At 62.2% G+C, this 25694-nt stretch carries 24 protein-coding genes and 1 pseudogene; 13 read left to right on the top strand and 12 right to left on the bottom strand.

The genetic code is table 11. From position 1 onward, the window contains the following. The 4 genes and pseudogenes from ACQ4WN_RS20560 to ACQ4WN_RS20545 all read left to right on the top strand — a co-directional run. Positions 1 to 113 (top strand): annotated as a pseudogene (locus tag ACQ4WN_RS20560) (IS1595 family transposase); the annotation flags it as partial. A 99-nt stretch (positions 114 to 212) separates the two neighbouring features. Continuing rightward, positions 213 to 458, top strand: coding sequence for a hypothetical protein (locus tag ACQ4WN_RS20555; protein WP_436553178.1), 246 nt, complete (start codon positions 213 to 215; stop codon positions 456 to 458). Positions 459 to 642: 184 nt separating this feature from the next. Beyond that, positions 643 to 789 (top strand): lmo0937 family membrane protein, encoded by a 147-nt coding sequence (locus tag ACQ4WN_RS20550; RefSeq protein ID WP_121670992.1) that lies wholly within the window; start codon positions 643 to 645, stop codon positions 787 to 789. 210 nt (positions 790 to 999) lie between these two features. Further along, positions 1000 to 1635 carry a YiaD family glycine zipper/OmpA-like lipoprotein gene (locus ACQ4WN_RS20545; protein WP_101484433.1) on the top strand — a complete coding sequence of 212 codons (636 nt, stop codon included), beginning with the start codon at positions 1000 to 1002 and terminating at the stop codon, positions 1633 to 1635. 70 nt (positions 1636 to 1705) lie between these two features. Here the strand turns inward: ACQ4WN_RS20545 and ACQ4WN_RS20540 are convergent, their stop codons facing one another. Continuing rightward, entirely contained in the window at positions 1706 to 4552 is a 2847-nt protein-coding gene (locus tag ACQ4WN_RS20540; protein ID WP_436553177.1) for a M16 family metallopeptidase, read from the bottom strand. Positions 4553 to 4853: 301 nt separating this feature from the next. Between ACQ4WN_RS20540 and ACQ4WN_RS20535 the strand changes: the two genes are divergently transcribed. From ACQ4WN_RS20535 to ACQ4WN_RS20525, 3 genes are all read left to right on the top strand, one after another. Next, positions 4854 to 5129 carry a hypothetical protein gene (locus tag ACQ4WN_RS20535; RefSeq protein WP_436553176.1) on the top strand — a complete coding sequence of 92 codons (276 nt, stop codon included), beginning with the start codon at positions 4854 to 4856 and terminating at the stop codon, positions 5127 to 5129. A 78-nt stretch (positions 5130 to 5207) separates the two neighbouring features. Further along, complete coding sequence (locus ACQ4WN_RS20530; protein ID WP_436553175.1) at positions 5208 to 6755, top strand: TerC family protein; 1548 nt, start codon at positions 5208 to 5210, stop codon at positions 6753 to 6755. Positions 6756 to 6822: 67 nt separating this feature from the next. Next, a complete protein-coding gene (locus ACQ4WN_RS20525) occupies positions 6823 to 7401 on the top strand; it encodes a DUF3617 domain-containing protein (RefSeq protein ID WP_436553174.1) in 579 nt (192 codons plus the stop codon). Here ACQ4WN_RS20525 and ACQ4WN_RS20520 read toward each other — a convergent pair. Beyond that, positions 7389 to 8498, bottom strand: coding sequence for a porin (locus ACQ4WN_RS20520; protein ID WP_436553173.1), 1110 nt, complete (start codon positions 8496 to 8498; stop codon positions 7389 to 7391). The genes ACQ4WN_RS20525 and ACQ4WN_RS20520 overlap by 13 nt on opposite strands. A gap of 319 nt (positions 8499 to 8817) precedes the next feature. Between ACQ4WN_RS20520 and ACQ4WN_RS20515 the strand changes: the two genes are divergently transcribed. Further along, a complete protein-coding gene (locus ACQ4WN_RS20515; RefSeq protein WP_436553172.1) occupies positions 8818 to 10929 on the top strand; it encodes a site-specific recombinase in 2112 nt (703 codons plus the stop codon). Then, positions 10926 to 12317: a cardiolipin synthase gene (gene cls / locus ACQ4WN_RS20510; protein ID WP_436553171.1), complete on the top strand. Its 1392-nt coding sequence runs from the start codon at positions 10926 to 10928 to the stop codon at positions 12315 to 12317. The genes ACQ4WN_RS20515 and cls overlap by 4 nt, the downstream gene beginning before the upstream one ends. 128 nt (positions 12318 to 12445) lie before the next feature. On the opposite strand, the gene ACQ4WN_RS20505 is transcribed toward cls, so the two are convergent. From ACQ4WN_RS20505 to ACQ4WN_RS20495, 3 genes are read right to left on the bottom strand one after another with little or no spacing between them, the layout of a single operon-like run. Further along, the gene (locus ACQ4WN_RS20505; protein WP_436553170.1) at positions 12446 to 13264 is read right to left on the bottom strand and encodes a metallophosphoesterase family protein; all 819 of its coding nucleotides are present in this window, start codon (positions 13262 to 13264) and stop codon (positions 12446 to 12448) included. Between the two features lie 4 nt (positions 13265 to 13268). Further along, entirely contained in the window at positions 13269 to 14183 is a 915-nt protein-coding gene (locus tag ACQ4WN_RS20500; RefSeq protein ID WP_436553169.1) for a diacylglycerol/lipid kinase family protein, read from the bottom strand. Between the two features lie 5 nt (positions 14184 to 14188). Next, positions 14189 to 14923, bottom strand: a complete 735-nt coding sequence (locus ACQ4WN_RS20495; RefSeq protein WP_436553168.1) for a phosphatase PAP2 family protein — start codon at positions 14921 to 14923, stop codon at positions 14189 to 14191. A 165-nt stretch (positions 14924 to 15088) separates the two neighbouring features. Here ACQ4WN_RS20495 and ACQ4WN_RS20490 point away from each other — a divergent pair, with 165 nt between their 5' ends. Then, on the top strand, positions 15089 to 15313 hold the full coding sequence (locus tag ACQ4WN_RS20490; protein WP_010396348.1) for a hypothetical protein: 225 nt from the start codon (positions 15089 to 15091) through the stop codon (positions 15311 to 15313). A 96-nt stretch (positions 15314 to 15409) separates the two neighbouring features. Here ACQ4WN_RS20490 and ACQ4WN_RS20485 read toward each other — a convergent pair whose 3' ends face one another. The 4 genes from ACQ4WN_RS20485 to ACQ4WN_RS20470 all read right to left on the bottom strand — a co-directional run bounded on the left by ACQ4WN_RS20485 (position 15410) and on the right by ACQ4WN_RS20470 (position 20361). Further along, on the bottom strand, positions 15410 to 16510 hold the full coding sequence (locus tag ACQ4WN_RS20485) for an AI-2E family transporter (RefSeq protein WP_436553167.1): 1101 nt from the start codon (positions 16508 to 16510) through the stop codon (positions 15410 to 15412). An 89-nt stretch (positions 16511 to 16599) separates the two neighbouring features. Beyond that, complete coding sequence (locus ACQ4WN_RS20480) at positions 16600 to 17790, bottom strand: DUF1501 domain-containing protein (RefSeq protein WP_436553166.1); 1191 nt, start codon at positions 17788 to 17790, stop codon at positions 16600 to 16602. Between the two features lie 21 nt (positions 17791 to 17811). Further along, entirely contained in the window at positions 17812 to 19359 is a 1548-nt protein-coding gene (locus tag ACQ4WN_RS20475; protein ID WP_436553165.1) for a DUF1800 domain-containing protein, read from the bottom strand. A 99-nt stretch (positions 19360 to 19458) separates the two neighbouring features. Next, entirely contained in the window at positions 19459 to 20361 is a 903-nt protein-coding gene (locus ACQ4WN_RS20470; RefSeq protein ID WP_436553164.1) for a LysR family transcriptional regulator, read from the bottom strand. A gap of 95 nt (positions 20362 to 20456) precedes the next feature. Between ACQ4WN_RS20470 and ACQ4WN_RS20465 the strand changes: the two genes are divergently transcribed. Further along, positions 20457 to 21473, top strand: coding sequence for a zinc-binding alcohol dehydrogenase family protein (locus tag ACQ4WN_RS20465; RefSeq protein WP_436553163.1), 1017 nt, complete (start codon positions 20457 to 20459; stop codon positions 21471 to 21473). Here the strand turns inward: ACQ4WN_RS20465 and ACQ4WN_RS20460 are convergent, their stop codons facing one another. After that, complete coding sequence (locus ACQ4WN_RS20460; protein WP_436553162.1) at positions 21474 to 22742, bottom strand: glycerate kinase type-2 family protein; 1269 nt, start codon at positions 22740 to 22742, stop codon at positions 21474 to 21476. A 90-nt stretch (positions 22743 to 22832) separates the two neighbouring features. On the opposite strand from ACQ4WN_RS20460, the gene ACQ4WN_RS20455 reads away from it, so the two are divergent. Continuing rightward, positions 22833 to 23186, top strand: a complete 354-nt coding sequence (locus ACQ4WN_RS20455; protein ID WP_436553161.1) for a YnfA family protein — start codon at positions 22833 to 22835, stop codon at positions 23184 to 23186. 6 nt (positions 23187 to 23192) lie between these two features. Here the strand turns inward: ACQ4WN_RS20455 and ACQ4WN_RS20450 are convergent, their stop codons facing one another. Continuing rightward, on the bottom strand, positions 23193 to 23594 hold the full coding sequence (locus tag ACQ4WN_RS20450) for a tellurite resistance TerB family protein (RefSeq protein WP_353658185.1): 402 nt from the start codon (positions 23592 to 23594) through the stop codon (positions 23193 to 23195). 77 nt (positions 23595 to 23671) lie between these two features. After that, a complete protein-coding gene (locus tag ACQ4WN_RS20445; RefSeq protein WP_436553160.1) occupies positions 23672 to 24634 on the bottom strand; it encodes a TerC family protein in 963 nt (320 codons plus the stop codon). Positions 24635 to 24791: 157 nt separating this feature from the next. Here ACQ4WN_RS20445 and nhaR point away from each other — a divergent pair, with 157 nt between their 5' ends. After that, positions 24792 to 25691: a transcriptional activator NhaR gene (gene nhaR / locus ACQ4WN_RS20440; RefSeq protein ID WP_436553159.1), complete on the top strand. Its 900-nt coding sequence runs from the start codon at positions 24792 to 24794 to the stop codon at positions 25689 to 25691. The last annotated feature ends 3 nt before the right edge of the window (positions 25692 to 25694 follow it).

The raw sequence follows: 25694 nt of genomic DNA, 5'->3' as shown, positions 1-25694 counted from the left end.
ACCTGCCGAATTATCTGGGGTGGCGCTGGATACTCGACGCCGGACGCATCCGCTCCCCAGAAACATTGTTGAAGGCAACTATGGGAGAGTTCCCACACCTTACGGTGACATAGCCTTTCTTTTTAGCATTGTTCGTTGGCGAACAGATGAGTTTGCCGTCCTGCGAGATGATGCACTCAGGAAAGCTCGACGGATATCTTCAAGGAAATGCGATGAAACACGACAAGACAAGCGGCAACAGGATCTGGCTCGGCTTTATCGGCGGCGGCATCCTGGCCACCGTGCTGGGCTTCTGCGCGCTGGACCTGGCGCCATTGCAAGCGAGCGCGCCCGTTTTCGGCGTCATGCTGCTGCTGACGGGCGGTATGGTCAGTTGCCTGGCGGGCGCCGTCGGCATGGCAGGCATGCTGGCCTGGATACCGGGCATGGCAGATGAACACGCTGAGCGGCCCCGATAGTTGAGCCTTGTGTACGACAGCGTACAGAACGCAAGGGAAAGAAAGTAGACACTAAGTCATGGCATCAGCGCTCAGCGACCGAGTCGCCGCGCAATGACAAAAACCGATGACGGCGCCAGACGCCATTGCCTCGCAAGGCCAAGGCCGTCGCCGTCATCCACACATTACTCTCGGAGGACATATCATGCTGTATACAATCGCCGTCGTACTCATTATTCTTTGGCTGCTGGGCCTGGTAACTTCTTATACCATTGGCGGCTTCATCCACATTCTGCTGGTAGTCGCCGTCATCATGATCCTGCTGCGCCTGATCAGCGGGCGCGGCTTATAGAGCCAATTCGCAGGCCAGACAGGGCGGCGCGCGTGCAAACGGGCGCCGCCTTTTTGTTGCCTTTTGCGTACAGTGTGCACGCACTGGCAAACAGCTTCATTTTGCAGTAACGTGTGCAGGTAAGTCTGGGTATGTCCCAATAACAAAACAAGGAGAAAATCCATGAAAGAAACCTTCAAAAAAGGCCCTGGCGCCAAATCCCTGATCGGCATGCTGGTGATCGCATTGGCCGCGAGCGGCTGCGCGGATATGTCCGCCACACAACGTGGCACAGCCACGGGCGCTGGCGTCGGCGCAGGTCTGGGCGCCTTGATCGGCGGCACCACCGGTGGCGGCAGCGGCGGCCGCACGGCCGGCGGCGCCCTGATCGGCGCGGCAGCGGGCGCCGTCATCGGCAATATCTGGTCGAACCGCATGGAAAACCAGAAGCGCGCGATGGAACAAGCGACACAGGGTACTGGTGTGCAAGTGTCTCAGACGGCAGATAACCGCTTGAAGATGGAAATTCCAAGCGACATTTCCTTCGACACCAACCGCGCCGACATCAAGGGCAACTTCCGCCCCATTCTCGACCGTTTTGCCGCCACCCTGAACGAAAACCAGAACACCACGGTCAGCATCATCGGCCATACGGACAGCACGGGCAGCGCTTCCATCAACGAACCGCTGTCGGTGGAACGCGCGGCTCACACGCGCGACTACCTGTCCATGCGCGGCGTCTCGCCGACCCGCGTCGTCACGGAAGGCCGCGGCGCCCGCGAGCCGATCGCCTCGAACGCGGATGCATCAGGACGCGCACGCAATCGCCGCGTGGAAATCTACGTAGCCGAAATGGCACCGCGCTAAGTTGACGCGCATCAATAGAAAAACCCGCTGGCAATGACATTGCCAGCGGGTTTTTTCCATCTACAACAGCTTATTTTGACGTCGTTGCCTTGGCGCCGCTCTCACCCTCTTTCGCCACCTTGGCAAAATCGCCGGCCGTGACGATCGAGATGGCCGATGGCTTCAGGTGCTCGCGCAAGCCCTGGTTCACTTGCGCCAGGGTCAAGGCGGCCACTTTCGCTTCCAGGTCCTTGTCGTAAGCCATGGTACGGTCTTGCGCCAGGTAATCGGCCAGACCGCGCGCCAGGCCGCTGTCCTGCGTGCGGCCCACTTCTTCCGATTGCAGCCAGCCTTTCTTCGCCTCGACCAATTCCTCTTGCGTAAAGCCGTCGGCCAGCACCTTGGCGATTTCCTCGCGCAGGGCCGCTTCCACCTTGGCCGTGTTTTGCGGCGCGCTGATGGCATACGCCATCCAGAAGCCGGCCGGCTCGCGCGATGGCACGGTCACTTGCGAGCCGACGCCGTACGACAGGCCCTCCTTCTGGCGGATGCGGTCCGCCAGGCGGCTGCGCAAGGCGCCGCCACCGAGCATGTGATTGGCAATCAGCAAAGCAGGATAGCTGGCGGCATCATCCTTGAGGGGAATCGGCTGGATGGCGAACAGCACGCTGTTGGCCTTGTCCGGCGTTTCCAGCGCGACTTTCTCGCCACTCACGGGCTTGACGGCATCAGGTATGCGCACATACGGCTGCTGCGCCTTCCAGCTGCCGTACAGGCTGGCCACTTGCGCCTTCAGCGCGGCCGGGTCGAAGTCTCCCACGGCGGTAAAGGTGGCGTTCGACGCGCCATAGTAGGCGCCATGGAAGGCTTGCACATCGGCCACCTTGATGGTTTTCCATTGCGCCAGTTCTTCAGGCAAGGTACCGACATGGCGCACATGACCTGGCGGCGTGGCATCGAGCAGGCGGCGGAAAGCATTCACGGCCTGCGGTTGCGGCTCAGGCAGTTCCTGCTCCGCGCGGCCGACGCGCTCGCGCTGCAATTCCAGGAATTCCGTCTCGCTCAGGGCCGGCTTTTGCAGCACTTGCGCCAGCAGGTCCATGGCGGCAGGCAAGTTCTCGCGCTTGCCCGTCAGCATGGCGGTGACGCCTTCGGCGCCGCCGGAGATGGCCACTTGCGTGCCCAGCTGGTCGAACTTGTCCTTCACTTCCTGGCGCGACAGTTTATCCGTGCCGCGCGACAGCAGATTGGCCGTATAGCTGCCCACTTGCGCCTTGCCGCGCAAGCCTTCTTCGCTGCCGATCTGCAATTTCAGCACCACGCTGACGGTGCTGCCCTTGGTTTTCTTCGGCAGCAAAGCGCCTTTCAAACCGTTCGGCAAGGTGAAGCGCTGGGTGCGCGCTTCGATATTGTCGGGGCTCGGATCGAACGCTTCGCCCTGCGCCACCACGGCGCGGCCCGTGTAGCCGGCCAGTTGCGGCGCCACGTCGGCGTAAGCCGGCACCACCGTGCGGTCCGGCGCATCGGTAGGGATGAAGCGGCCCAGGGTGCGGTTCGAGCTCTTCAGGTATTTCTCGGCTGCTGCCTGCACCTGCGCCGTCGTCAGCTTGTCGAGCTGGTCGCGCTGCAGGAAGAACAAACGCCAGTCGCCGGCCGCCAGGGACTCCGTCAGGGCGATCGTCAGGCGCGCCGTGTTCGAGGTGGCCAGTTCGATCTGTTTGTTCAATTGCTGCTTGACGCGCGCCACTTCCGCATCCGTGACCGGTTGCGATTTCAGCTCTTCCAGCACCTTCAACATGGCCGCTTGCGCCGCGTCGAGGTTGCCATCGACGGGCACCAGCGCGCCGAACAGGTTGTAACCCGGTTCCAGGTTGCTCACCGAGTTGTATTCGATCTTGCTGGCCAGCTTGGTTTCCACCAGCGCCTTGTGCAATCGGCCGGCAGGAGCATCCGTCAGCACATGGCCCAGCACCTCGATGGCGACGGCGTCCGGGTTGCCGGACGGCGCCACGTGGTAGCCGGCGCCGACGAATTGCGTGCCGCCACTGCGGCGCACCGTCACGGCGCGCTCGCCATCCTGCACCGGTTCGGCCGTGTAGGTCGGCTCGATCACGCGCGTGGGTTTCGGGATCTTGCCGAACAGCTCATTGATCTGCTTCAAGACCTTGGCTTCATCGAAGCGGCCCGCCACCATCAGCACGGCGTTATCGGGCTGATAATATTTATGATAAAACGCGCGCAAGCGGGGAATGTTCACCTGCTCGATGTCGGAACGGGCACCGATGGTCGACTTGCCATAGTTGTGCCAGTCGTAGGCGATGGCCTGGATGCGTTCGCTGGTCACGCCGATCGGATCGCTCTCGCCCATCTCGAATTCGTTGCGCACGACCGTCATTTCACCCTTCTGCGTCTTCGGATTCCACAGATCGTTCTGATCGATGGCGGCGTTCACCATACGGTCAGCTTCCATCGCCAGCATCTGGCGCAGATTGTCGTCGTTGGCGGGGAAGGTGGCGTAGTAATTGGTGCGGTCGTACCAGGTGGTGCCGTTGAATTGCGCGCCCGTCGAGTTCAAAATCTCGACGGGGGTTTTCGTGCCCTTCTTGACGCCGAAGTTGGCGCTGGGCTTGAACAGCAAGTGTTCGAGCAAGTGGGCCATGCCCGTTTCGCCATAGTTTTCATGGCGCGAGCCGACCAGGTAGACGATGTTGGTGGTCAGGGTCGGCTTGCTGGCGTCCGGGAACAGCAGCACGCGCAAGCCATTGGCCAGTCGGTATTCGGTGATGCCTTCGACGGACGTGACTTTGACGGCGGCGCCGCGGTTGGGTGCAGCCTTGCCGGTTTTCTGAGTCGGTGCGGTTTCCACCGGGGTGGCGGCCAGGATGAAGGAAGGCGAAAGGATGCCGGCGGCAAGCAGGAGAGCGGTAATTGGTTTCAAGTCAGAGTCCTATTAACACTACGATATAAAAGTGCGAAAGATGCACAAACGAAAGATGCGTAAGCACAATGCGATACAAACGCAAGAATTGCCACAGGCCCGCGCTGCGTCTTCGCTGCCCAGGGAAATGATTGCTCTCACAATTTACGGCATACTTATCAGTTACGCAAGTCCTGTCATCGGGCTGTTATCTGCCCGTGTTATACTCCGCAATTCCAGAACTATATGCCTGTATATGAGACGAGCTCTCGTCCTGCTCTGCCTTTTTGTTTTCATCGCTTTACCCCAGGCGTTCGCCAGCATGGCCTACGCCAGCCCTTCCCCATTCCAGCATGCAGTCGCGGCCGGCACTACTGCCACGCCTGCCTTCGTCGCGGATTGCCTGGACCCCGGCGCCCATGCGGGCCAGCCCGGCGACAACTGCGATGCCGAAGAATGCGACAACGACCCCATCACGCTGTACCCGACCTCGCGCCAGGGGGCGCCGTCTTGCGCCATCATTTGGCAAGCGGGACCGGGCGCACTTGCCGAAGCGGACGCGCGGCAGGCCACCCGGCCGCCACGCGTCCGCCACTGATACCGCAGCACTCGTTACGCCTGGGGCATTGGGCCGCCAGGCAAGTTTGATACTTACTGACTTTACAAGGTTACACACATGGAATGGTTATTTGACCCGACAATCTGGGTCGGCCTGCTGACGCTGGTCGTACTGGAAATCGTACTGGGTATCGACAACCTGATCTTCATCGCCATCCTGGCCGAGAAACTGCCGCCGCACCAGCGCGACAAGGCGCGCGTGCTGGGCCTGACCCTGGCCCTCGTCATGCGCCTGGGCCTGCTTTCCCTGATTTCCTGGCTGGTCACCCTGACCACGCCATTGTTTTCCCTATGGACATTCTCATTTTCCGGGCGCGACCTGATCCTGCTCGTCGGCGGCCTGTTCCTGCTGTTCAAGGCCACCACCGAGCTGCATGAGCGCCTCGAAGGGGTCACGCATGCCCAGACAGGCCCGAAAGTCTACGCCGGCTTCGGCCTGGTGGTGGCGCAGATTGTCGTGCTCGACGCCGTCTTTTCGCTCGACGCCGTCATCACGGCCGTCGGCATGGTGGACAACCTGTACGTGATGATGGCGGCCGTCGTCATTTCCATCGTCGTCATGATGCTCGCTTCAAAAGTGCTGACGCGCTTCGTCAACGCTCACCCCACCGTCGTGGTGCTGTGCCTGAGCTTTTTGCTGATGATCGGTCTCTCCTTGGTGGCAGAGGGCCTGGGCTTCCACATTCCGAAGGGATACTTGTACGCCGCTATCGGTTTCTCGATCGTCATCGAGTTCTTCAATCAGCTTGCGCGCCGCAACTTCCTCAAGCTGCAATCGAACGCGCCGCTGCGCGACCGCACGGCGCAAGCAGTCCTGAGCCTGCTGGGCGGACGCAAGGGCCGCGAAGCGGTCGAAGAGCATGAAGTCAAGGAAATGCCCGACGTCTCCGCCTTCGGCGTGGAAGAGCGCAACATGGTCAGCGGGGTGCTGACCCTGGCCGAACGCTCGATCCGCTCCGTGATGACGCCGCGCGGCGACGTCTCGTGGGTCAACCTGAACGACAGCAGCGAAAAGATGCTGCAACTGCTGCGCGAAACGCCGCACAGCATGATTCCTGTCTGCAATGATGACCTGGACAATGTGATCGGCATCGCGCGCAGCAAGGACCTGATCGAAGATCTCGTGTCGCATGGCAAGATCGATCCGGCCAGCATGCGCGAAGCCGTCGTCGTGCCGGAAGCGGCCGGCGTGCTGAAGGCCATGGAAACCCTGAAGCGCTCGCGCGGCCAGCTGGTGCTGGTGGTCGACGAGTTCGGCACGGTGCAAGGCGTGCTCACGCCGATCGACATCCTGGAAGCCATCGCCGGCGAATTCCCCGACGAGGACGAGCTACCCGACGTGGAAGTGCTGGGTCCAGGCCACTGGCGCATCGATGGCGCCACCGACCTGCATTACCTGGAGCAAGTGTTCGAAACGGAGTCCTTGGTCAGCGAAGATGGCGAGTACAACTCGCTGGCAGGCTTCCTGCTGGCGCATTTTGAAAACATGCCGGCCGTGGGCGAAGTGCTGGAGCTCGATGATTTACGTTATGAAATCGTCGAGGCCGACGAGCGCCGCATCGCCTGCGTGGACGTGCGCCGCATCGAGCCCGATCACAGTTTGTAACACAATGGCAAGCGTGCCCCGCTTATCATGCAGTATGCTGGGGTCTGCTTTTTTTGGAGATGCCAACATGAACCACTGCCTGCTACGCCTGAGTTTACTGGCCTGCGCCGCCATCGGCGTGCAAGCCGGTGCCCAGGCCTCCTCGCCGTCCACCGCCATCAAGCCGGGCCTGTGGCAAGTCGACAGCAAGATGGCGTCGCCCGATGCCGCCACCGACAACGCCATGTCCATGGTGCTGCAGCAACTGGGCAACCTTCCTCCCGATCAACGCAAGCAGCTGGAAAGCATGGCCGCCAGCCGTGGCATGGCCATGCCCACCGTGGGCGCCGATGGCGCCGTGCGCGTGACGGCGTGCGTGACGCCGGAAATGGCTGCGCGCAAGCAGATTCCCACGGGCCAGCCCGGCGATTGCAAGTCGAAGAACACCGACATCGCGGGCGGCATGCATGTATCGTTCACCTGCGCGAACCCGAAATCGAGCGGCGAAGGCCAGGTGCGCTTCAGTGGCGACCAGGCTTTCAGCATGCAGCTGGCGGTGACGACCAGCGCGCGTGGCACGCCGGAACAGGTGAATGTGACGAGCAACGGCAAGTGGCTGGGGGCAAGCTGCCCTGCGCCATCAACCGCTGCCGCTCAGAAGCCGTGACGAAAGCCCATATTGAAGGCCGCGTCGCCGCGCCCAGCATCGCTGGCATTGCCCACCGTGTAGCGGGCGCCGTTCTTGTTGTGGATCTTCGCGTAAGACGCGTAGAAATCGCTGCGTTTTGACAGCGAATACGTGAGGCCGACAGCCACCTGGCTGGCGTCGCGGTTGGCCAGGTCGCGGTCATCCTTGCGCACGTACGAGGCCAGCAGCTTGAAGCCGCCCACGGGCACGGACACGCCCAGCAAGGTGTCGCGGCTATCCGAGGACGACATCGACAGCGCCAGCGAGCTGTACGCATTGCTGGGGTCCCACGGCGAACTGCCATAGCCCTTGTTCACGCCCACGGCGGCAAAGGCGGTGGCCACTTTCAGGTCGATATTGGCCGCGATCAGGGTGTTGCGCGACGACATGTCGATGGCGGGCAAGGTGCCGCTGGCGAGGATGAAGTTATTCTTGCGCTGGTGCGACACGCTGAGATTCACGGCACCGGCCGAATAGCCGAGCGTGGCGCCATACGCGCGGTTGTTGGCGCTGCTATATGGCGACTCGCCAAAACTGTAAATGGCGCTGGCAGACACGCCGCGCAAGGCGGGCGTCACGTATTTGACGGTATTGTCGTAGCGTTTCACGCTGTAGCCGGCCAGGTTGCTGGCACTACCAGCCATGCCGCCCTTGAACGGGTCGGCCACGTCGGTGAGCGTCAGGTATTGCAGGTTGTACTGGCGCCCCAGAGTCAGCGCGCCCAGGCGGCTGTCCAGGCCCACGTAAGCCTGGCGGCCGAACAGACGGCCGTCTTCCGACTGGCCCGTGTCGTTTTGCACGCCCGCTTCCAGGGTAAATACGGCGGACACGTCATTGCCCAAGGCTTCGCGGCCCTGCAACCCCAGGCGCGAGCCGGACGCCACGCCGCCGGACACCTTGCTGCCGGCACAATTGGCGGCACAGCCCCGTTCGGCAACGATAGCCGCGTCAAGCACGCCATACACGGCAACGTTAGTGGATGCGGCACTGCCCGCGCCATCGGCGGCCTGGGCCGCAGCGCCCAGCGCAAATGGCCCCATCCCTGTCACAGCAAGCGCAAAATACAAGGTCTTCATGATAAATATCTCGGTCACGTGGGTGAAACTTCCCGGTATTGATCAGGACATGCGCTGTATGTCTGATCTTAGTGTTACCTTATCCTCGCTTTTTGTCCAGCCATCCGTGCGTTGTACAACAGAAACTTCAGCTTAGCCCCGGGAAATGCGTCGTGCACTGACAACACGCAAGAATGACCATGATTCATGGCAATCTGCGGCAAAATGAGGTGAATAGCAGGCCCTGCTGTAAAGCAATGTTCGGTGGCGAACGTTGCGCGATTTGAAGCAGGCGGTACACTACTGGTTTTACCGACAGCGGCTCGCCCGTTTTTTCTGCATGCTAGCTATCCTCGAACGCATTGACCCGAACTCCAGCAATATCGACTTGCTGGTGGAATTATTCAACTCACTGCGTCCCAAGCGCCCCCACGACAGCGCTACCGCGATCGCCAACGTGCGCACCCTGCGCCAGCTTCTCAAAGGTAACCCCGCGCAAGCGCGCGCCCTGCACGAATACGTGCTGCGCGTGCTGGCCGCGCGCCGCCACGCAAGCCTGTACACAGACATCGGCGTGCTGTCGAACAGCGGTTTTTTCACCGAATTGAAACGCCGCATCGCCTACCGCATGCTGCCACCCGCCCTGGGCGACGAGTACCTGAACGACGCGCTCGACCAGGTGCTGTACCTGAAGACCGATTATTTGTGGATCAGCAACGTGCCCGCCATGGACTGGCTGGAACTGTTCGACGTGCTCACCAGCGACGCTATCGAACTGGCCGTCGGCGATGGCAATATCATGCTGCCAGGCCTGCTCGACGCCATCCGCACCCTGTCCTACCGCGTCTGCGCCATGGGCCTGGAACCGGAACTGACGCGTTTCCACAACGAAATTGAAGTGTTCCAGTCGCCGTTCATGGTGCAGAACACGGAAGTGAACGCCTACCTGGACGCCTACGCGAATCTGTTGCACGGCAATATCGAGCACATCGAGGACGCGCGCCATTTGCTGGTGATGCTGGACCAGTGCGATGCCGTTATCGCCAAGATCCGCAAGAAGGCGCTGTACCAGGGCACCAGCATTGCCCTCACGTATTTATTGGTGGCGCTGGCGCAAAGCATCGATCGCCTGCGCAAGCTGCTGTTCCTGGTCGACACGAGCGGCGAGCTGCCCGCATCCAACAACGTGGACATCGCTGCCATCACGGTAGACGCCACGCAAGACTTGCTGCACCCCCAGCCCGTCAGCCGCCGCCGCGCAGGCGCCGTCGCGCTGGCGCTGGAACTGATACGCGCGCACAACCACAAGTACAAGGTCAGCGACCTGTTTTCCGACAATATCAACTTGCTGGCACGCAATGTGACGGAAAACGCCAGCCGCACGGGCGAACACTACATCGCGGAAAGCCGGCGCGAGATGGGCGCCATGTTCCTCTCGTCCGCAGGCGCGGGCATCATCATCGGCTTCATGGCCCTGTTCAAGATCCTGATGTCGTATTTGCGCTCGGCACCGCTGGTCGAAGCGTTCATGTTCAGCATGAATTACTCGATCGGCTTCATGTTCATCCACTTGCTGCACTTTACGGTGGCCACCAAGCAGCCGGCAATGACGGCCTCGCGCATCGCCGCCGGCCTGCACAGCAAGGATGGACGAAATATCGACCTCGACAGCATGGCCGAACTGATCAACAAGGTTTTCCGCACGCAAAACATGGCCGTGCTGGGCAACCTGGCCACGGCCATTCCCACGGCCTGGCTGATCGCGCTGGGCTACAAGGCAATCACGGGCCACCACCTGGTGTCGCCGGAAAAAGCCATGCATCTGCTGCACGATATCGACCCCATCGGCAGCCCCGCCATCTTCTACGCCATGATCGCCGGCGTGTGCCTGTTCGTGGCCGGCCTGATTTCGGGCTACTATGACAACCAGGCGCTGTACACGCGCTGGGCGCAGCGCATCGCGCAATTGCGCGGCCTGGGCCGCGTGATCGGCCAGGATCGCTTGCAACGGCTGGGCTTGTACCTGGAAAACAACCTGGGCGGCCTGATGGGGAATTTCTATTTCGGTATCCTGTTGGGCACCATCGGCACCCTGGGTTTTTTGATCGGCTTGCCGATCGATATCCGCCACATCACCTTCTCGGCCGCCAACTTTGCGACCGCGCTGGTGGGACTCGACCACAACATGAGCTGGCAACTGGCCGTCAAGTCGCTGTCGGGCATCTTCGCCATCGGCACGGCCAACCTGCTGGTCAGCTTTGGTTTGGCCCTGTGGGTAGCCCTGCGTTCGCGCCAGGTGCGCTTCAAGCACGGCATGCAATTGTTGAAGATTCTGGGCAAGCGCTTCCTGCGCTCGCCCATCGTCTTCTTCTTCGGCTCGAAAAACCCGCCACCGCTGGCACTGGCCGATGATTCGGCAAACCTGTCACCTACGACCAAGGCTCAAAAATGACCGCCAGACGCATGCAACCCTGTCTCACCGCCCTGCTGCTGTGCTGGACCCTGGCTGCATGCGCCTCGCTGCCCGATGTCAAGAATCTCAACACCACCCTCGAACCAGTGGCCAAGCCGAATGTGATCACGGGCAAGGGCGCCTTGCTGAACGTCAACAGCCGGGCCGCCCTGCTCAACAAGCGCTGGGCCAAGTCCGGCATGGACTTGAAGGCCCAGGCCGCGCTGGAAGAGGCGGCCACGGGCGTGCCTTTGATCAAGGGCAACAAGGTGACCCTGCTGTTTGACGGCCCGCAAACCATGGCCGCCATGTTCCAGGCCATCAGCGAAGCGAAGAACAGCATCAACCTGGAAACGTATATCTTCGACCAGGATCCGCTGGGCCTGAAGTTTGCCGACATGCTCATCGAAAAGCAGAAGGCGGGCGTGACAGTGAACGTCATCTACGACAGCGTGGGCACCCTGGGCGTGCCGCAAGCGTTTTTTGACCGCATGCGCGCGGCCGGCATTCACCTGGTGGCCTTCAACCCCGTCAATCCGGCCAAGCTGAAGGGCGACGACTGGAAGATCAACAACCGCGACCACCGCAAGGTGCTGATTGTCGACGGCAAGATGGCGTTTACGGGCGGCATTAATATCAGCGATACCTATGCGAAAAGCTCGCTGTTCCGTTCGAAATCGAAACCCACCGACAAGAAAGACGTGGGCTGGCGCGATACGCACGTGAAAGTGGAAGGCCCGGCCGTGGCCGCTTTCCAGTGGCTATTCATCCGCACCTGGGCCCAGCAAGATCAGGCCGACTTGCCGGACGCCAATTATTTCCCCGCGCTGTCCGAAGTGGGCGACAAGCTGGTGCGCGTGGTGGCAAGCGAGCCGGACGGCGGCTTTGAAATCTACAAGGCGTATATTTTAGCCATCCAGGAAGCGAAAAAATCCATCCACATCACGTCCGCCTATTTCGTGCCCGACCAGCAGACGGTCGACGCGCTGGTTGCAGCCGCCAAGCGGGGCGTGGATGTCACCGTGGTGCTGCCCGGCGTGTCCGACAGCGGCCTGGTGTTCCATGCGGGACACGCGCTGTACGACCAGCTGCTGGCCGGCGGCATCCGCATCTTCCACTTGAAACTGGCCGTGCTGCACGCCAAGACGGCCGTCATCGACGGCGCCTGGTCGACCGTAGGCTCGACCAACATCGACATGCGCAGCTTCCTGCATAACAGCGAACTGAACGTGATCGTGCTGGGCGACAGTTTCGGCCGGGAAATGGAAAACGCTTTCCAGGAAGACTTGCGCGACTCGGAAGAGATCACCAAAGCGAAATGGGAAACGCGACCCCTCTCGGACCGCATGAAGGAGTGGGCGGCGCGCTTCATGAATTATTGGCTATAAGGCACAGAAGTGTGCCCCGGCAGGTCGGCGCAGGTCGGATTAGCGCAGCGTAATCCGACATTACCACAGCTATGACCAAAGCCAACAATAGCGTCGGATGACGCGTGGCTTCGCCCCGCTAATCCGACCTACAGCGGCCGCAAGCTGGCCCATACCCCGCCTTCGCGCTCGAACGCTTCCGTGCTGACTTTTTCAAAGTCGGCATGCTCCTCGTTCCAGCTGTAGCGCTCGACTCTGATGCAGCTGTCTTCGATGCGGATGACATTGAACGAGTTCGATTCGCCCCTGCCCCGCGTGGACGTGGCCGTGCCCGCCTGCACCATCAGGGCGGCGTAGCCGTCGATCTTGTAGCGCGCCGAGGTGTCGCCCGCATGGCTGGCGTGCAGATGGCCGGCCAACAACAAGTCCACACCACATTCGGAAAACATTTGCAGCGCCAGCGGCGCGCGGTCGACCAGGTCATCGTTGTCGAAGTGCTCGGGCAAGTCAAATGGATGGTGCGTGACGATGATGCGCGTCAAACCGGGCGGCAAACGGCCCAGGCGTTCGCGCAGGACATCGATCTGCTCGTGGCTGATGCGGCCATCCTTGAACGTCAGGGAGCGGGCCGTATTGATGCCCAGCACGGCGATTTCCTCGTCCACATATTCGGGCGACAGGTCCTGCGTCACATGGCGCCGGTATTTCACCAGCGGCGTCAGGAAGCGGGAAAAAACGTTATACAGCGGCACGTCATGGTTGCCCGGCACCACGATCTGCGGCCCCGGCAAGCTGTCGAGAAAGGCTCGCGCCTGCTGGAATTCGGCGCTGCGGGCGCGCTGCGTCAGGTCGCCCGAGACCACCACCACATCCGGCTCCAGGCGCTCGACCAGCGCGCGCAAGGGCGCCAGCAGGGCCGCATCGACCCTGCCAAAATGCAAATCGGATAAATGTACGAGGGTACGCATGGCCTTACTCCGGCGCTGGAGGCGGGGCAGGCACCAGCACTGCCAGCGCGGAAGGGCGGATGCGGTAGCGCAGCGGCGTATTCATGATGGTCACTTCGCCATCGGTGGCCACGCGCAGGCGGCGATGTTGCGTGGCGATTTCCAGGTCATTGGCCGTCAGCATATCGAAATCCTTGGCCTGCGACAACTTGCCGAACAGCGCGTGCAAGGCCAGCTTCAGCAAGCCCAGGCGTCCCGGACGCTGCGCCACGTACAGGCTCAGCTGGCCGCCATCGAGCCGTTCGCGCTCGCCGATATTCAAGCCTTCCATCAGGTACTCGTTATTGCCGATGAACACAAACGGCGTGCGCCGCGCATGCACGGCATCGTTGAGTTTCAATTGCACGCTGAGAAACGGATAGCGGCGCAAGGCGGCCACCAGGGCCCAGCTGAACGCCAGCCACTTGCCCCGCCCCAGCCGGCGCTGCTGCTTTTCGCGGTCGCGCACGATATCGGGATACAGGCCCAGACTGGAATTGTTCAGGAAGATGCGGCCATTCACTTCGCCCACGTCGACCTGGTGCAGCACGCCCTGCGCCACATTGGCGATGGCCGCATCGAGCGCCAAAGGAATATTCAAATCCTTGGCGAAATGGTTCAGGGTACCCAGCGGCAAGACGCCAAACGGCGTGCCGCTGCCCACGACGACGGATGCCACGGCATTGATGGTGCCGTCGCCGCCACCGGCCACGACGATAGGCGCGCCATCGCGCAGGGCCTGCTCGGCCGTGGCAATCATTTCGTCCCCGCTTTGTGCCAGGGTGATGGCGGCGTCGAGCCCCACGGCCAGGAACTGTGCTTCGAGTTGCTGCGCCCAGTCGGGCGCATAGCCACAGCCCGCGCCCCCGTTGATGATGACTGCAATTTTACTCAGGATCATTCCCCTTATTTGGTTTGCCGGATATGCCGGCGGCGGCGCAAGGTCGACACGCCGGCGATGCAGATAGCCAGCCAGCCATAGCTTTCCGCCATGGCCGCCAGCACATCGCTCAAATAATGCGCGCCCAGGTAGATGCGGCTGAAACCCACGAGCGCCGCCATCAGGAAAGCACCCAGCGCGATGGCGATACGCTTGCCCCAGGCACCCGGCGCCGTCTGGCAAATCAGGTAGGCAGCCAGCAAGCCGTACAGGGCCGTCGAGGTGGCCGTATGACCACTGGGAAAGCTGTAGGTGCTGAGGGCCGTCTGCAAGATGGGCTCGTCAAAACTGGGCCGCGCACGGACAAAAATGTACTTTAGCAGCAGGTTCAAAAACATGACGCCCGGCATGGTAATGACCAGGGTAAACAGCCAGTAAGTGGCGCCCTTGCGGTGCAGATACCAGCCCAGCAGGGTCGCCAGGGTGATGGCACCGATCACGCCATGCAGATGCGTGACGACCAGCAGGCAACGGGTGATCCATGGCACGGCATGCTGGTTGAACCACTGCGCCACCTGCAAGTCGATCACCGTGATCTGGGCCATGCCCATCACCGCCTCTGCAATCTCGTGGAACACCACGATGGCCACCAGCATCAGGGCCACGCCTACCGTCATGTGCAGGCCCAGTTCGCCCTCGGGCGACAAACGCGCCTCGACGAAGCGGCGCAGTTTCGTGGTCCAGCCCGTGGTCATGCCCATGTCATTCTTCTCTTGCAAACTGCGCTCACTTTCCTGTTCGTGGTGATGATCAAAAAAACCACACCAGTAAAAAAATACTGTTTATTCATACAGTAGCTGTGTTTTCATACAGTAGTTATGCTATTCTGGTGACTCGTTCAACACATCTCCCTCAAAGGAATTGTCATGGCAACATTGAATAGCGGTTTTGGCTCACGGTTCGGCCTGGAATACGCCCCAAGCTCTTTCCTCGTCCGCATGGGCAAGCGCGAAATCCTCGTCTGCCGCGACTTCCGCAAGCGCTACTACACCGTCAATCCCTTGATCGAGTGCGGTACGGGCATCGAGCCGGGCTATGTTGAAGTGCTGCTGATGCGCCGTTGGCTTTTAATATTATCTAAAGCGCATTAAGTCCACCTTAACCGCGTAGCGGTCCAGGTGTTCGGCCCGGCCATGCCGGGAACGCCTCAGTACCGGCCAGCGGCAACAGCGCTGGCCGACCCCTCACTACTGTGTGCGTTCCGGTGCGGCCGGGCTGGCAGGTGTTTTCACTGGAGACACCTTGTCAAACACATTCGCTTCGTACCACAAGGTTACGAACAACACCATCACGACGGGGCCGATGAACAGGCCCACGAGGCCCAGGGTTTCCACGCCACCCAGAATACCGAACAGCACGGCCAGGAAGGGCAAGCGGGTGGCGTTGCCGATCATGCCGGGGCGCACGAAGTGGTCGGCCACGAATAGCACTACGGTGCCCCACGCGGCTACGCCGATGGCGGCGCCTACATTGCCCTGGAAGATCAGCAAGGCGGCCGCGCACAGGTAAGCCAACGGCGCGCCGAACGGGATGATGGCCAGGATGCCGGTGGCAAACGCCCACAGGGCCGGTGACGGCAAGCCGGCGATGGCGTAGGCGATACCGATCAGCACGCCTTCGGCCAGGCCCACCAGCACCAGGCCGTTGACGGTCGCGCGTATGGCCGTGGGAATTTTTTGCGCATAGCGGCCCCAGCGTTCGGGGCGCAGGAAATGGCTGCCGACGGCCGTGATCTGGCGCGTCAGCGCTTCGCCATCCTTATAAAAGAAAAACAGGCACAAGAAGGCCAGGCCGAAATCGACCAGGCGGTGGAACACGTCCGCGCCGAGGATTTTCAGCATGTCGCGCGCGGAATGAAAGCCGCCCACGGCGCTGCCCGCAAAGAAGTGACTGAGGCCGTGGGGCTGGCTCAGGGTGGCTTGCCACCAGTCGCCGATGGCGCTGCCCGCCAGCGGAATGTGCGCCACCCAGTCCGGCACGGGCAAGCCGTCGGTATTCGCATGGACGATGAAATTGGCCAGCACGGGCACTTCGCGCGCCGCCTGCGCCACGCCGAACAGCACGGGTATGATGAAGATGCAGGCGAACGCCAGGGTCAGCACGGCCGCCGCGATGATGGTGCGCTGGCCCAGGGCCGCGCGCACGCGCAGATACAGTGGCCAGGTGGCCACGCACAGGATGCCGGCCCACACGAGCGGCAAAAAGAAACGCTGCATGACGAAGGCCGTCACGGCGATCAAGGCCAGGGAAAAGCCTGCGCTGACGATGTCGCGCTGGGTATCGTTCATGCCACTCCATTCGTGCGCGACGCCACAGGCCGCCAGTATTTGCTACGCGCCAGTTGCGCAGGCGTAGCGTAACACGGCGGCATGGCAATTTAAACGAGTCCCAGCTCCACCGGTTTGACGCCGGCAAACACGTGATCGAGTTGCGCCGGCGTCAAGCCGAAGGTGCGGCGCAGCAAGCCGCCCAGCACGGCGCGATATTCATTCAGCACGGGCATGTCGCGGTTCTGGAACAGGTTCGCCTGCGAAATCGCCACCTGCTCGCCCGCCACCTGCTTGCCCTTGATCCCGCCACCCAGCACCCAGAACACGCTGCCGTGGCCGTGGTCCGTGCCGCGGTTGCCGTTTTCGCGGAAGGTGCGGCCAAATTCGCTGACCACCACCACGACGGTATTGCGCCACTCGCTGCCCATTTCCTGAGAAAACGCGGTCAGGCCACGCCCCAGTTCATCGAAGCGACCCGCCAGGTAGCCGTTGGCACCGCCCTGCCCCACATGCGTATCCCAGCCACCCACGTCGACGAAGCCGATGTTGTACTTGTCCTTCATCAAGCGGGCGATGCGCTGCGCTTCCAGTTCAAAACCCTTGGTACTGATGGCGTTGCGGTTGGCCGCCTGCATCTCTCCCGTCAATTCCTTCGTTACATCGTCGCGCACGGCAAAGCCCGCGCTGACGGGTTGCTGCAGAGGCGTGCCCTTGTACATGGCGGCGATGACCTGGCTTTGACGCGCATCAATACCGGACTTGCCGACGGAGCGCAGCCCCATGTTCGGCACTTGCACGCCGCCCTGAAAAATCAGGGGCAGCTGGTCCGTGAAGGAAATGGCGTGGTTGCCCTGATTGGCATTCAGGCTTTGCGCCAGCCGGTTCAAAAAGCCCGAGCGGAAATCGCGGCGCCCGCCGATGTCCTGCCCCAATTCGATGCTGTCCTGCGTCTCGAAATGGCTGCGCGTCAAATCCGTCGTGCCTGCGAATGGAATGAAGGCCGCCTCGCCGCCGTTGAACATGGGGTAGATGGTCTCGCGCAAGGCCGGATGCAAGGCCCAGTCGCTATTCAGGGCCAGCGCACCGTTGTCCGCACCAGGTTTCGCTATGGCGATATTCGGCCGCGATGCATAGTAAAAATCGCTGCCGACCGGCACCAGCAGATTGTTGGCGTCATAGCCGCCGCGCAAAAAGACGAACAACAGCCGGGCATTCGTGGCGGGCGCGGCCAGCAAGCTGCCCGCATGCGACAACAGGGGCGCGGCGGCCAGGGCTTTCAACAGGTCACGACGATTCATGGCGATTCCTTCAGTGTCAACTTAGCGATGCATCATTTCTGGCGAAGAGAGCAAAAACGTGTTCCACTCCTGCGGCGAGGCGGCCTGCTCCAGCGCCTGGCGCGTGGCCGGGCTCAAGCTTGGCTGCAGCGACTGGTAATACAGGGCGCTGGCCAGCTGGGGAAACGCCACCTTTTCCTGCGGCTGCAGGCCATCCGTCTTGAACAGGCCAGCGCTGCCCGAGCCGATGGTGCGGGCGATATCGAAGCGCGTCGTCATCTGCCCGGGGCTGGCCCAGGACGCATCCGTCAATGGGTAGCCGTCCGGCGTCTGGCGCCCGTACAGGGGCTGGCCCATGCGCGAAAGCCAGTTCAGCATGGGACCCGCGTTCAGGATGGGCTTGTCGTCATAGCTGAGGCGCACGGCTGACACCACATAATGCATGGGGTCCTTGAATTTCTTGCCCAGCGATTGCCTGAATTCCGGGCTGCTGAACATGGTCTGCAGCACGTCGGCGATCATGCCATCGCTGTGCTGGAAGGTGGCGGCCATGCGTGCGACCAGCGGCTCGGGCGGATTGTCACCGACGAAATACTGGGCCAGCTTGCCGCTGATGAAATGCGCGGTGGCTGGGCTACGGCTGAGGCGGTCCAGCGCTTCATCGAGCTCGGCCAGTCCCCTGCCCTTCACCGTTTGCCCGAGAAATTGCTTATCGCCATAATCGTGGCGGTTCGGATTGAATTCGAACAAGCCCCGGCGCACATATTGCGACTGCAGCGCCGGCCTGACTTTCGGCGTATCCGGCCCCAGGTTGACGCCCACGCCGGTCAGGATGCGCGCCAGTTCCTGCACGTCAGCCTGGCTGTAGCCGCCGTTGACGCCCAGCGTATGCAGCTCCATCAGCTCGCGTGCATAGTTTTCGTTGATGCGCTTGACGGCATTGGCCTCATTGTCCAGGTAGCGCAGCATGGCCGGATGATGGACGGTAGCACCCAGCAAATCGCGAAATTTCCCCAGAGCATGCGGCGCGATGGCGTTCGCCTCGTAATCGCCCACCATGGCGCGCAAGTTGTGCTTGCCCTGGTGCACGCTGAAATGGTTGAGCCAGAACCAGCTCAGCTGCTGCTGCAGCTGGTTGGGCGAATACACGTCCAGCAGCAGCGAACGCGTGGCCGCTTCGCGCGCCAGGCGGTTGAGTTCCTGCTGGTAATCCTTTTGCGCCTGCTGCTTCGCCATGTCGTCCATGACGCCGGCCGAGTCCTTGCGCTTTTGCTCCACGGACATGACGAGTTGATCGAGCGGCACCTGGCTGATGCTCATGGCGTCGATCTGCGCCTGGACGGCAGGCGGCAAGGTCGTTTTTCCTGGGTGCAACTGCGCCTGCAGGTAAGCGTTCCAGCCTTGCGCCTGCAACTGGCGTACGCTGCCGCCGTTCACGCCCCAGCTGACGCGCTCGAGCATGGCAATGCCTTGCGCGGCGTTATCGGGCGCAGCGACGGCGTGCTGTGCGGCCGGCGGCGCCGTCGCGGCACAGCCGGCCAGCAACAGCAGGGAAATCAAGGTCGTCGGCAGCAGTCGGTGGGGGGTCATGGCAATCCTTCAGGCGGTTTCATGCAGAATGTTTGAGGGTACGCCCAGGTTGACCTGTGCATGATTGCCATTTGCAACGAGTTGTAATCAATAGTGCTGTTATGCCAACTCCGCACACTTGTCGCGCAGGAAATCGCGCAGCTGCAGCACCAGTGGCGTCACTTGAGCCCGGTGCGTGCACACCAGGTGCAGAGGCGTCGCTTCGCCCGCCACGTCGGGCAGCAGCACGTGCAGGCGGCCCGCCGCGACGTCACCAGCAACGTCGAGCCGCGATTTGTAGGCGATGCCCAGGCCCGCCACGGCCCAGCGCCGCACCAGCTCGGCGTCGTCGGCACTGCGGTTGCCGCTCACTGGCACGGTGACTTGCTCGCGCTGCGGCAGGCGGTAAAAAGTCCAGCGGTCATGCAAGCCGTCTTCCAGCGCGAAGCGCAGGCAATTGCGCTGCGACAAGTCATCCAGCGACAGCAGGGGGCCATGCGCGCGCAGGTACTCGGGCGAGGCCACCAGCACGCGGTCGTTGGCGGGCGCAATCGGCATGGCGATCATGGACGAATCGTCCTGTTGGCCGTAACGCAAGGCAATGTCCACTTGCTGGCGCACCATGTCGGCCACGCGGTCGCTGACGCTGAGCTGGTATTGCAGCTTGGGATGGCGCGACTGGAATTCATCCAGCCAGCCCAGCATGAGGTTGCGGCCCAAGTCGGAAGGCATGGCAATTTTCAAGGTTCCGCCGAAACTGTCCTTGCCGGCCAGCAGCGCATCATGGCCTGCGCGCAGCAGGCGCAAGGCTTCCCGCGCGTGCTCGAGGTATTGCGTGCCTTCCGGCGTCAGACTCAGCGAACGGGTCGTGCGGGCCAGCAGACGCAAGCCCAGCTCTCGTTCCAGGCGCTTGACGGCAGCGCTGGCCAGCGCGGGCGAGATGCCGATCTCGCGCGCGGCCGCCGATAAGCTGCCCCGGTCGGCCGTGCGCACAAATACCTGCAAGTCATCGAATCGCAGCAATTTTCAGCATTCCTTTGAAAGTGTTTCGGTGCGCACCCCCTGTTTCCAGGCAGGCATTGCCACCATCATACGGTATCCACTCAACGAGGAAGCATATGAAAGCCATCGCCTACCACCACAGCCTGCCCATCACGGATGCGCTCGCCCTGCTCGACATCGAACTGCCCACGCCCGTCGCCACGGGGCGCGACCTTCTCGTCGCCGTGAAGGCTATCTCCGTCAACCCCGTCGACGCCAAGGTGCGCAAGAACCGCGCCCCCAAGGACGGCCAGCCGGAAGTGCTGGGCTGGGATGCAGCAGGCGTCGTCGTCGCCGTCGGCCCCGACGTCACCCTGTTCCAGGTGGGCGACAAGGTCTGGTACGCGGGCGCCATCAACCGCCCCGGCAGCAACAGCGAATTCCAGCTGGTCGACGAGCGCATCGTCGGCCACATGCCGGCCAGCCTGGACTTTGCTCCCGCTGCCGCCCTGCCCCTCACGGCGATTACGGCCTGGGAATTGCTGTTCGACCGCCTGCAGATCAGCCGCGACAAGAGTCTCACCGGCAAGTCGCTGCTGGTGATCGGCGCGGCGGGCGGTGTCGGCTCCGTACTGGTGCAGCTGGCGCGGCAGTTGACGGGCGTCACCATCATCGGCACGGCATCGCGCACGGAAACGGCCGACTGGGTCAGGGAACTGGGCGCCCACCACGTGATCGACCACGGCTTGCCGCTGGCGGAGGAAATCACGCGCCTGGGCTTGCCGCCCGTCGATTATGTGATCAGCCTGAACCAGACCGACAAGCATTTCGACCAGATCGTGGAATTGATCGCGCCGCAAGGCAAGTTCGCCCTGATCGACGACCCCGAGCATATCGACGTGCGCAAGTTCAAGGGCAAGAGCGTATCGCTGCACTGGGAACTGATGTTTACCCGCTCACTGTTCCAGACGGCCGACATGCTCCAGCAGCACGCTTTGCTGGAAGAACTGGCGCAACTGGTGGACGCGGGCGTCATCAAGACCACCCTGGCCGAGCGCTTCGGCACGATCAATGCGGCGAATTTGAAGCGCGCGCATGCCTTATTGGAAAGCAACACGGCAAAAGGGAAAATAGTGCTGGAAAATTTCCAGTAATCAGGTAATCAAGATGGCCCGAAAATCATTGACGTTCGTCAAGGTCGGGCCCGTGATCACACTGTCTCCCAGCGCCTGGAAGAAGCCGTGACCATCGTTATTGTCGAGGCTGTCGCGCGGCTTGATGCCCAGCGCCCAGGCGCGCTGCAGGGTGTCCGGCGCCAGGACCGCGCCGGCGATGTCTTCCTGGCCGTCGACGCCATCCGTGTCGCCGGCCAGCGCGTGGATGCCTTGCTGGCCTTCCAGCGCGATGCCCAGCGCCAGCAAAAATTCTACATTGCGCCCGCCGCGGCCTTTGCCGCGCACGGTGACCGTCGTTTCGCCGCCCGACAGCAGCACGCACGGGGCGGGAAACGGCTGACCCCGCAAAGCCGTTTGCAGCGCGATGCCGGCCATGACTTTCCCCACGTCGCGCGCCTCGCCTTCCAGGCTGTCACCTAATATATATGGCGTGACACCGGCCGCGCGCGCCACAGCCGCCGCTGCTTCCAGGGCCATCTGCGGCGTAGCGATCAGGGTCGTGCGCGTGCGCGCCAGGCGCGGGTCATCAGGCTTGACCGATTCGCCGCGCCCGCTTTCCAGCGCCGCGCGTACGCTGTCCGGCAAATCCATGCCATAGCGGCGCACGATGGCCAGCGCATCCTCGCAGGTGGTGGCGTCGCCCACCGTGGGGCCGGAAGCGATATCGCCGAGCTTGTCGCCGGGCACGTCGGAAATGGCCAAAGTGACGACTTGCGCCGGATGGCAGGCGGCCGCCAGCCGGCCTCCCTTGATGGCAGACAAATGGCGGCGCACGCAATTCATTTCGCCGATGGTGGCACCCGAGGCCAGCAATGCGCGGTTCAAGGCTTGCTTGTCTTCCAGGCTGATGCCCTCCAGCGGCAAAGCCAGCAGGGAAGAGCCGCCGCCCGAAATCAGACACAGCACGGTATCGTCAGCCTGCAAGTTGGCGACCAGGTCCAGCATGCGCTGCGCTGCCTGCATGCCGGCAGCGTCAGGCACGGGGTGCGAGGCTTCGACGATTTCGATGCGCTCGCACGGCACAGCGTAACCGTAGCGCGTGACGACCAGCCCGGACAGCGGCCCCGGCCAGTGCCGTTCCACGGCTTGCGCCATGGCGGCCGACGCCTTGCCGGCGCCGATGACGATCAGGCGCCCCTTGGGCGCGGGCGGCAGATGGGGCGGTATGCAATGCGACGGCTGCGCCGCTTCGATGGCGGCCTGAAACATGGCTTGCAGCAAGTCGCGCGGCGCTGGGGTCGTCGTCATGGTGTTTCCTCCGGTATCCGAACCCGATCATAGCAGGGACGGCGCCGCCCGGAGGCTACAATGGCGCCTTGAGCACATCACAGGAATGCCATGAGCGACGCCATCGAATGGACCAGTCTTGCCCGCACTTTCGGGCTGTTTACCGTCACGGCCGTGGCTGAACTGCTGGGCTGCTACCTGCCCATGCTGTGGCTCAGCAACAAGGGTAGCGCCTGGCTGCTGTTGCCGGCCGCCATCAGCCTCTTGATCTTCGTGTGGCTGCTGACCCTGCATCCAGCCGCCAGCGGCCGGGTGTATGCCACGTATGGCGCCATCTATATCGCCACGGCCCTGGGATGGCTGTGGCTGGTGGACGGCGTCACGCCCGCCTGGACCGACATCGCCGGCGTGGGCCTGGCCCTGGCCGGCGCCGCCGTCATTGCCATGGGGCACAAGGCGGTTTGATGTGCCTCAGGCGGCATGTGCGCGGAAGTTCGTTTCCGCCGACCATGCCGCGCTGGCACGGGCCAGCAACACGGCTTCGCCATCGGCCAGCCAGTCGTCCGCATCGGCGATCTTCCACATGGCTTGCAGCAGCTTGCGGCGCAGATCCGGGTCATCGATTTCATCGAGCAGGCTGTCGATCACGCCATTGGCCAGCTGCACGGCGCCATGCACGGTCGACGTCAGCATGTCGTCGCACAAGTCTTGCAGCAGCTGTTGAAAAGCGGCTGGCGCCAGGTCGATATGCTCGAGAATCTTGCTGCGGTGCATGGCTTGCAGCTCGGCGCTGGCCAGGTTGCCGTCGACTACCATCATCAGGGCCAAAATACGTCCCGCTGCCTGGGGACTGTTCATTTCATAGGTACGCATAGTTTCTCTTCCATTGTGAGTTTAAACAGCGCGCCACCGCCATGCGGGGCGCGCCATATCGCTGTTAAATTCGCTGTTTATTTCTTGTCGCTGCGGGTGATGAACACGCTCGCCACGCAGCTCGATACGATCAGCACGGCCACCACCAGCAACGAAGCTTCCACCGGCATGTGGTACCACGGCATGATCAGCATCTTGGCGCCGATGAACACCAGCACCATCGCCAGGCCATACTTGAGCATGTGGAAGCGGTCAGCCACATCCACCAGCAGGAAGTACAGGGCACGCAAGCCCATGATGGCGAACAGGTTCGACGTGAAGACGATGAACGGGTCCGTCGTGATGGCGAAGATCGCCGGGATCGAATCGACCGCGAACACCAGGTCCGTCACCTCGATCAGGATCAGCACCAGGAACAGCGGCGTGACATAGCGCAAGCCACCTTTTGTCACGAAGAAACGCTCGCCATGGTCGCCGTCTGCTACCCGCAAGTGGCGGCGGGCAAAGCGCAGCACGGGATTGTTCGCCACGTCCGGTTCCGCATCGGCCGCTACCAGCATGCGCATGCCGGTGATTAACAGGAAGGCGCCAAACAGATACAGGACCCAGCTGAACTCGCTTACCACCCAGGCACCGGCCATGATCATCACGGCACGCATGACGATCGCGCCCAGCACGCCATAAATCAACACGCGGCGCTGGTACTGGATCGGCACCTGGAAGGCGCTGAAGATCAACAGGAAGACGAACACGTTATCGACCGACAGCGCTTTCTCGATCAGGTAGCCGGAGAAAAATTCCAGCGCCTTCTGGTTGGCGATCTCGGGACCGGCCGTGCCGTTCAGATACCACCACAGGCCACCGTTGAACAGCAGGGCCAGGCTGACCCACACGAGCGACCACGTCGCCGCTTCCTTGACGCCCACCTTGTGCGCCTTGTTGCCGCCGAAGACGAACAGGTCCAGCGCCAGCATCACCAGGACAAAGGCGATGAAGCCGGCCCACATGGGTGCCGTCGCAATGCTTTCCAGGCCGTTCATCGGCGGCCTCCGCAACTGTCTGTGTGTATCCTGATGCCCATGGCACTCTCCTTGCATGAATTGAGCAGCCATCATAGTCCGAATATAAACATCGAACAAATCGAATATAATTTACAAATACATCGGAAAATTCGATGCATTAATTTCCGGGAAGATCATGTCGACACTTAACTTCAAGCACTTGCGCTATTTCTGGATGGTGGCCAAGACGGGCAGCATCGCGCGCGCGGCCGAGCAACTGCACCTGACGCCGCAATCGATTTCCGGGCAGCTCAGCGAGTTTGCCGACACGCTGGGCGTGGAATTGTTCCGCCGCAGCGGGCGCCAGCTGGAATTGACGGACACGGGCAGGCGCATCCTCAGCCATGCCGAAAGCATTTTCAACACGGGCGATGCATTGCTGGAAATCGTGCGCGACCAGTCGCGCACGGCAACGACCACGTTCCGCGTGGGCTGCGCCGATTCCGTCTCGAAACTGATCGCTTGCCGCCTGGTCGCGCCCGCGCTGGGCCTGGCCGAACCGCTGCGCATCATTTGCCGCGAAGGGCGGCTGGCCAGCCTGCTGGCGGACCTGGCCGTGCACCGGCTGGACCTGATCATGGCGGACCGCCCCATGCCGGCCCATTTGAGCGTGCGCGGTTTTAACCATTTGCTGGGCGAAAGCGGCATGACACTGTTCGGCACGCCAACCCTGGCCGCCACGTTGACCGGAGGCTTCCCGCAATGCCTGGATGGCGCGCCGCTGCTGCTGCCCGGTGAAGACTTCGCCATTTACGGGCGCTTGCTGCAGTGGCTGGGGGATCACCATCTGCACCCGCGCATCGTCGGCGAGTTCGACGACAGCGCCATGATGAAGGCCTTCGGCCAGTCCGGCGCCGGCCTGTTCTTCGCGCCCACCGTGATCGCGCCCCAGGTGTGCGAACAGTACGCCGTGGTAGCGCTGGGCCGGGTCGACAGCCTGGTCGAGCAAGTCTACGCGATCACCACGGAACGGCGTTTGAGCCACCCGGCCACCATCGCCATCAGCCAGAGCGCGCGGCACGAACTGTTCGTGTAAGCG

Origin of the sequence: Janthinobacterium pasteuri (genome assembly GCF_051380775.1) — a bacterium.
In the GTDB taxonomy this organism is placed as follows: Bacteria; Pseudomonadota; Gammaproteobacteria; order Burkholderiales; family Burkholderiaceae_D; genus Janthinobacterium.
The sequence above is the reverse complement of the archived record's forward strand: the minus strand, read 5'-3'. Positions and strand labels throughout refer to the sequence as shown.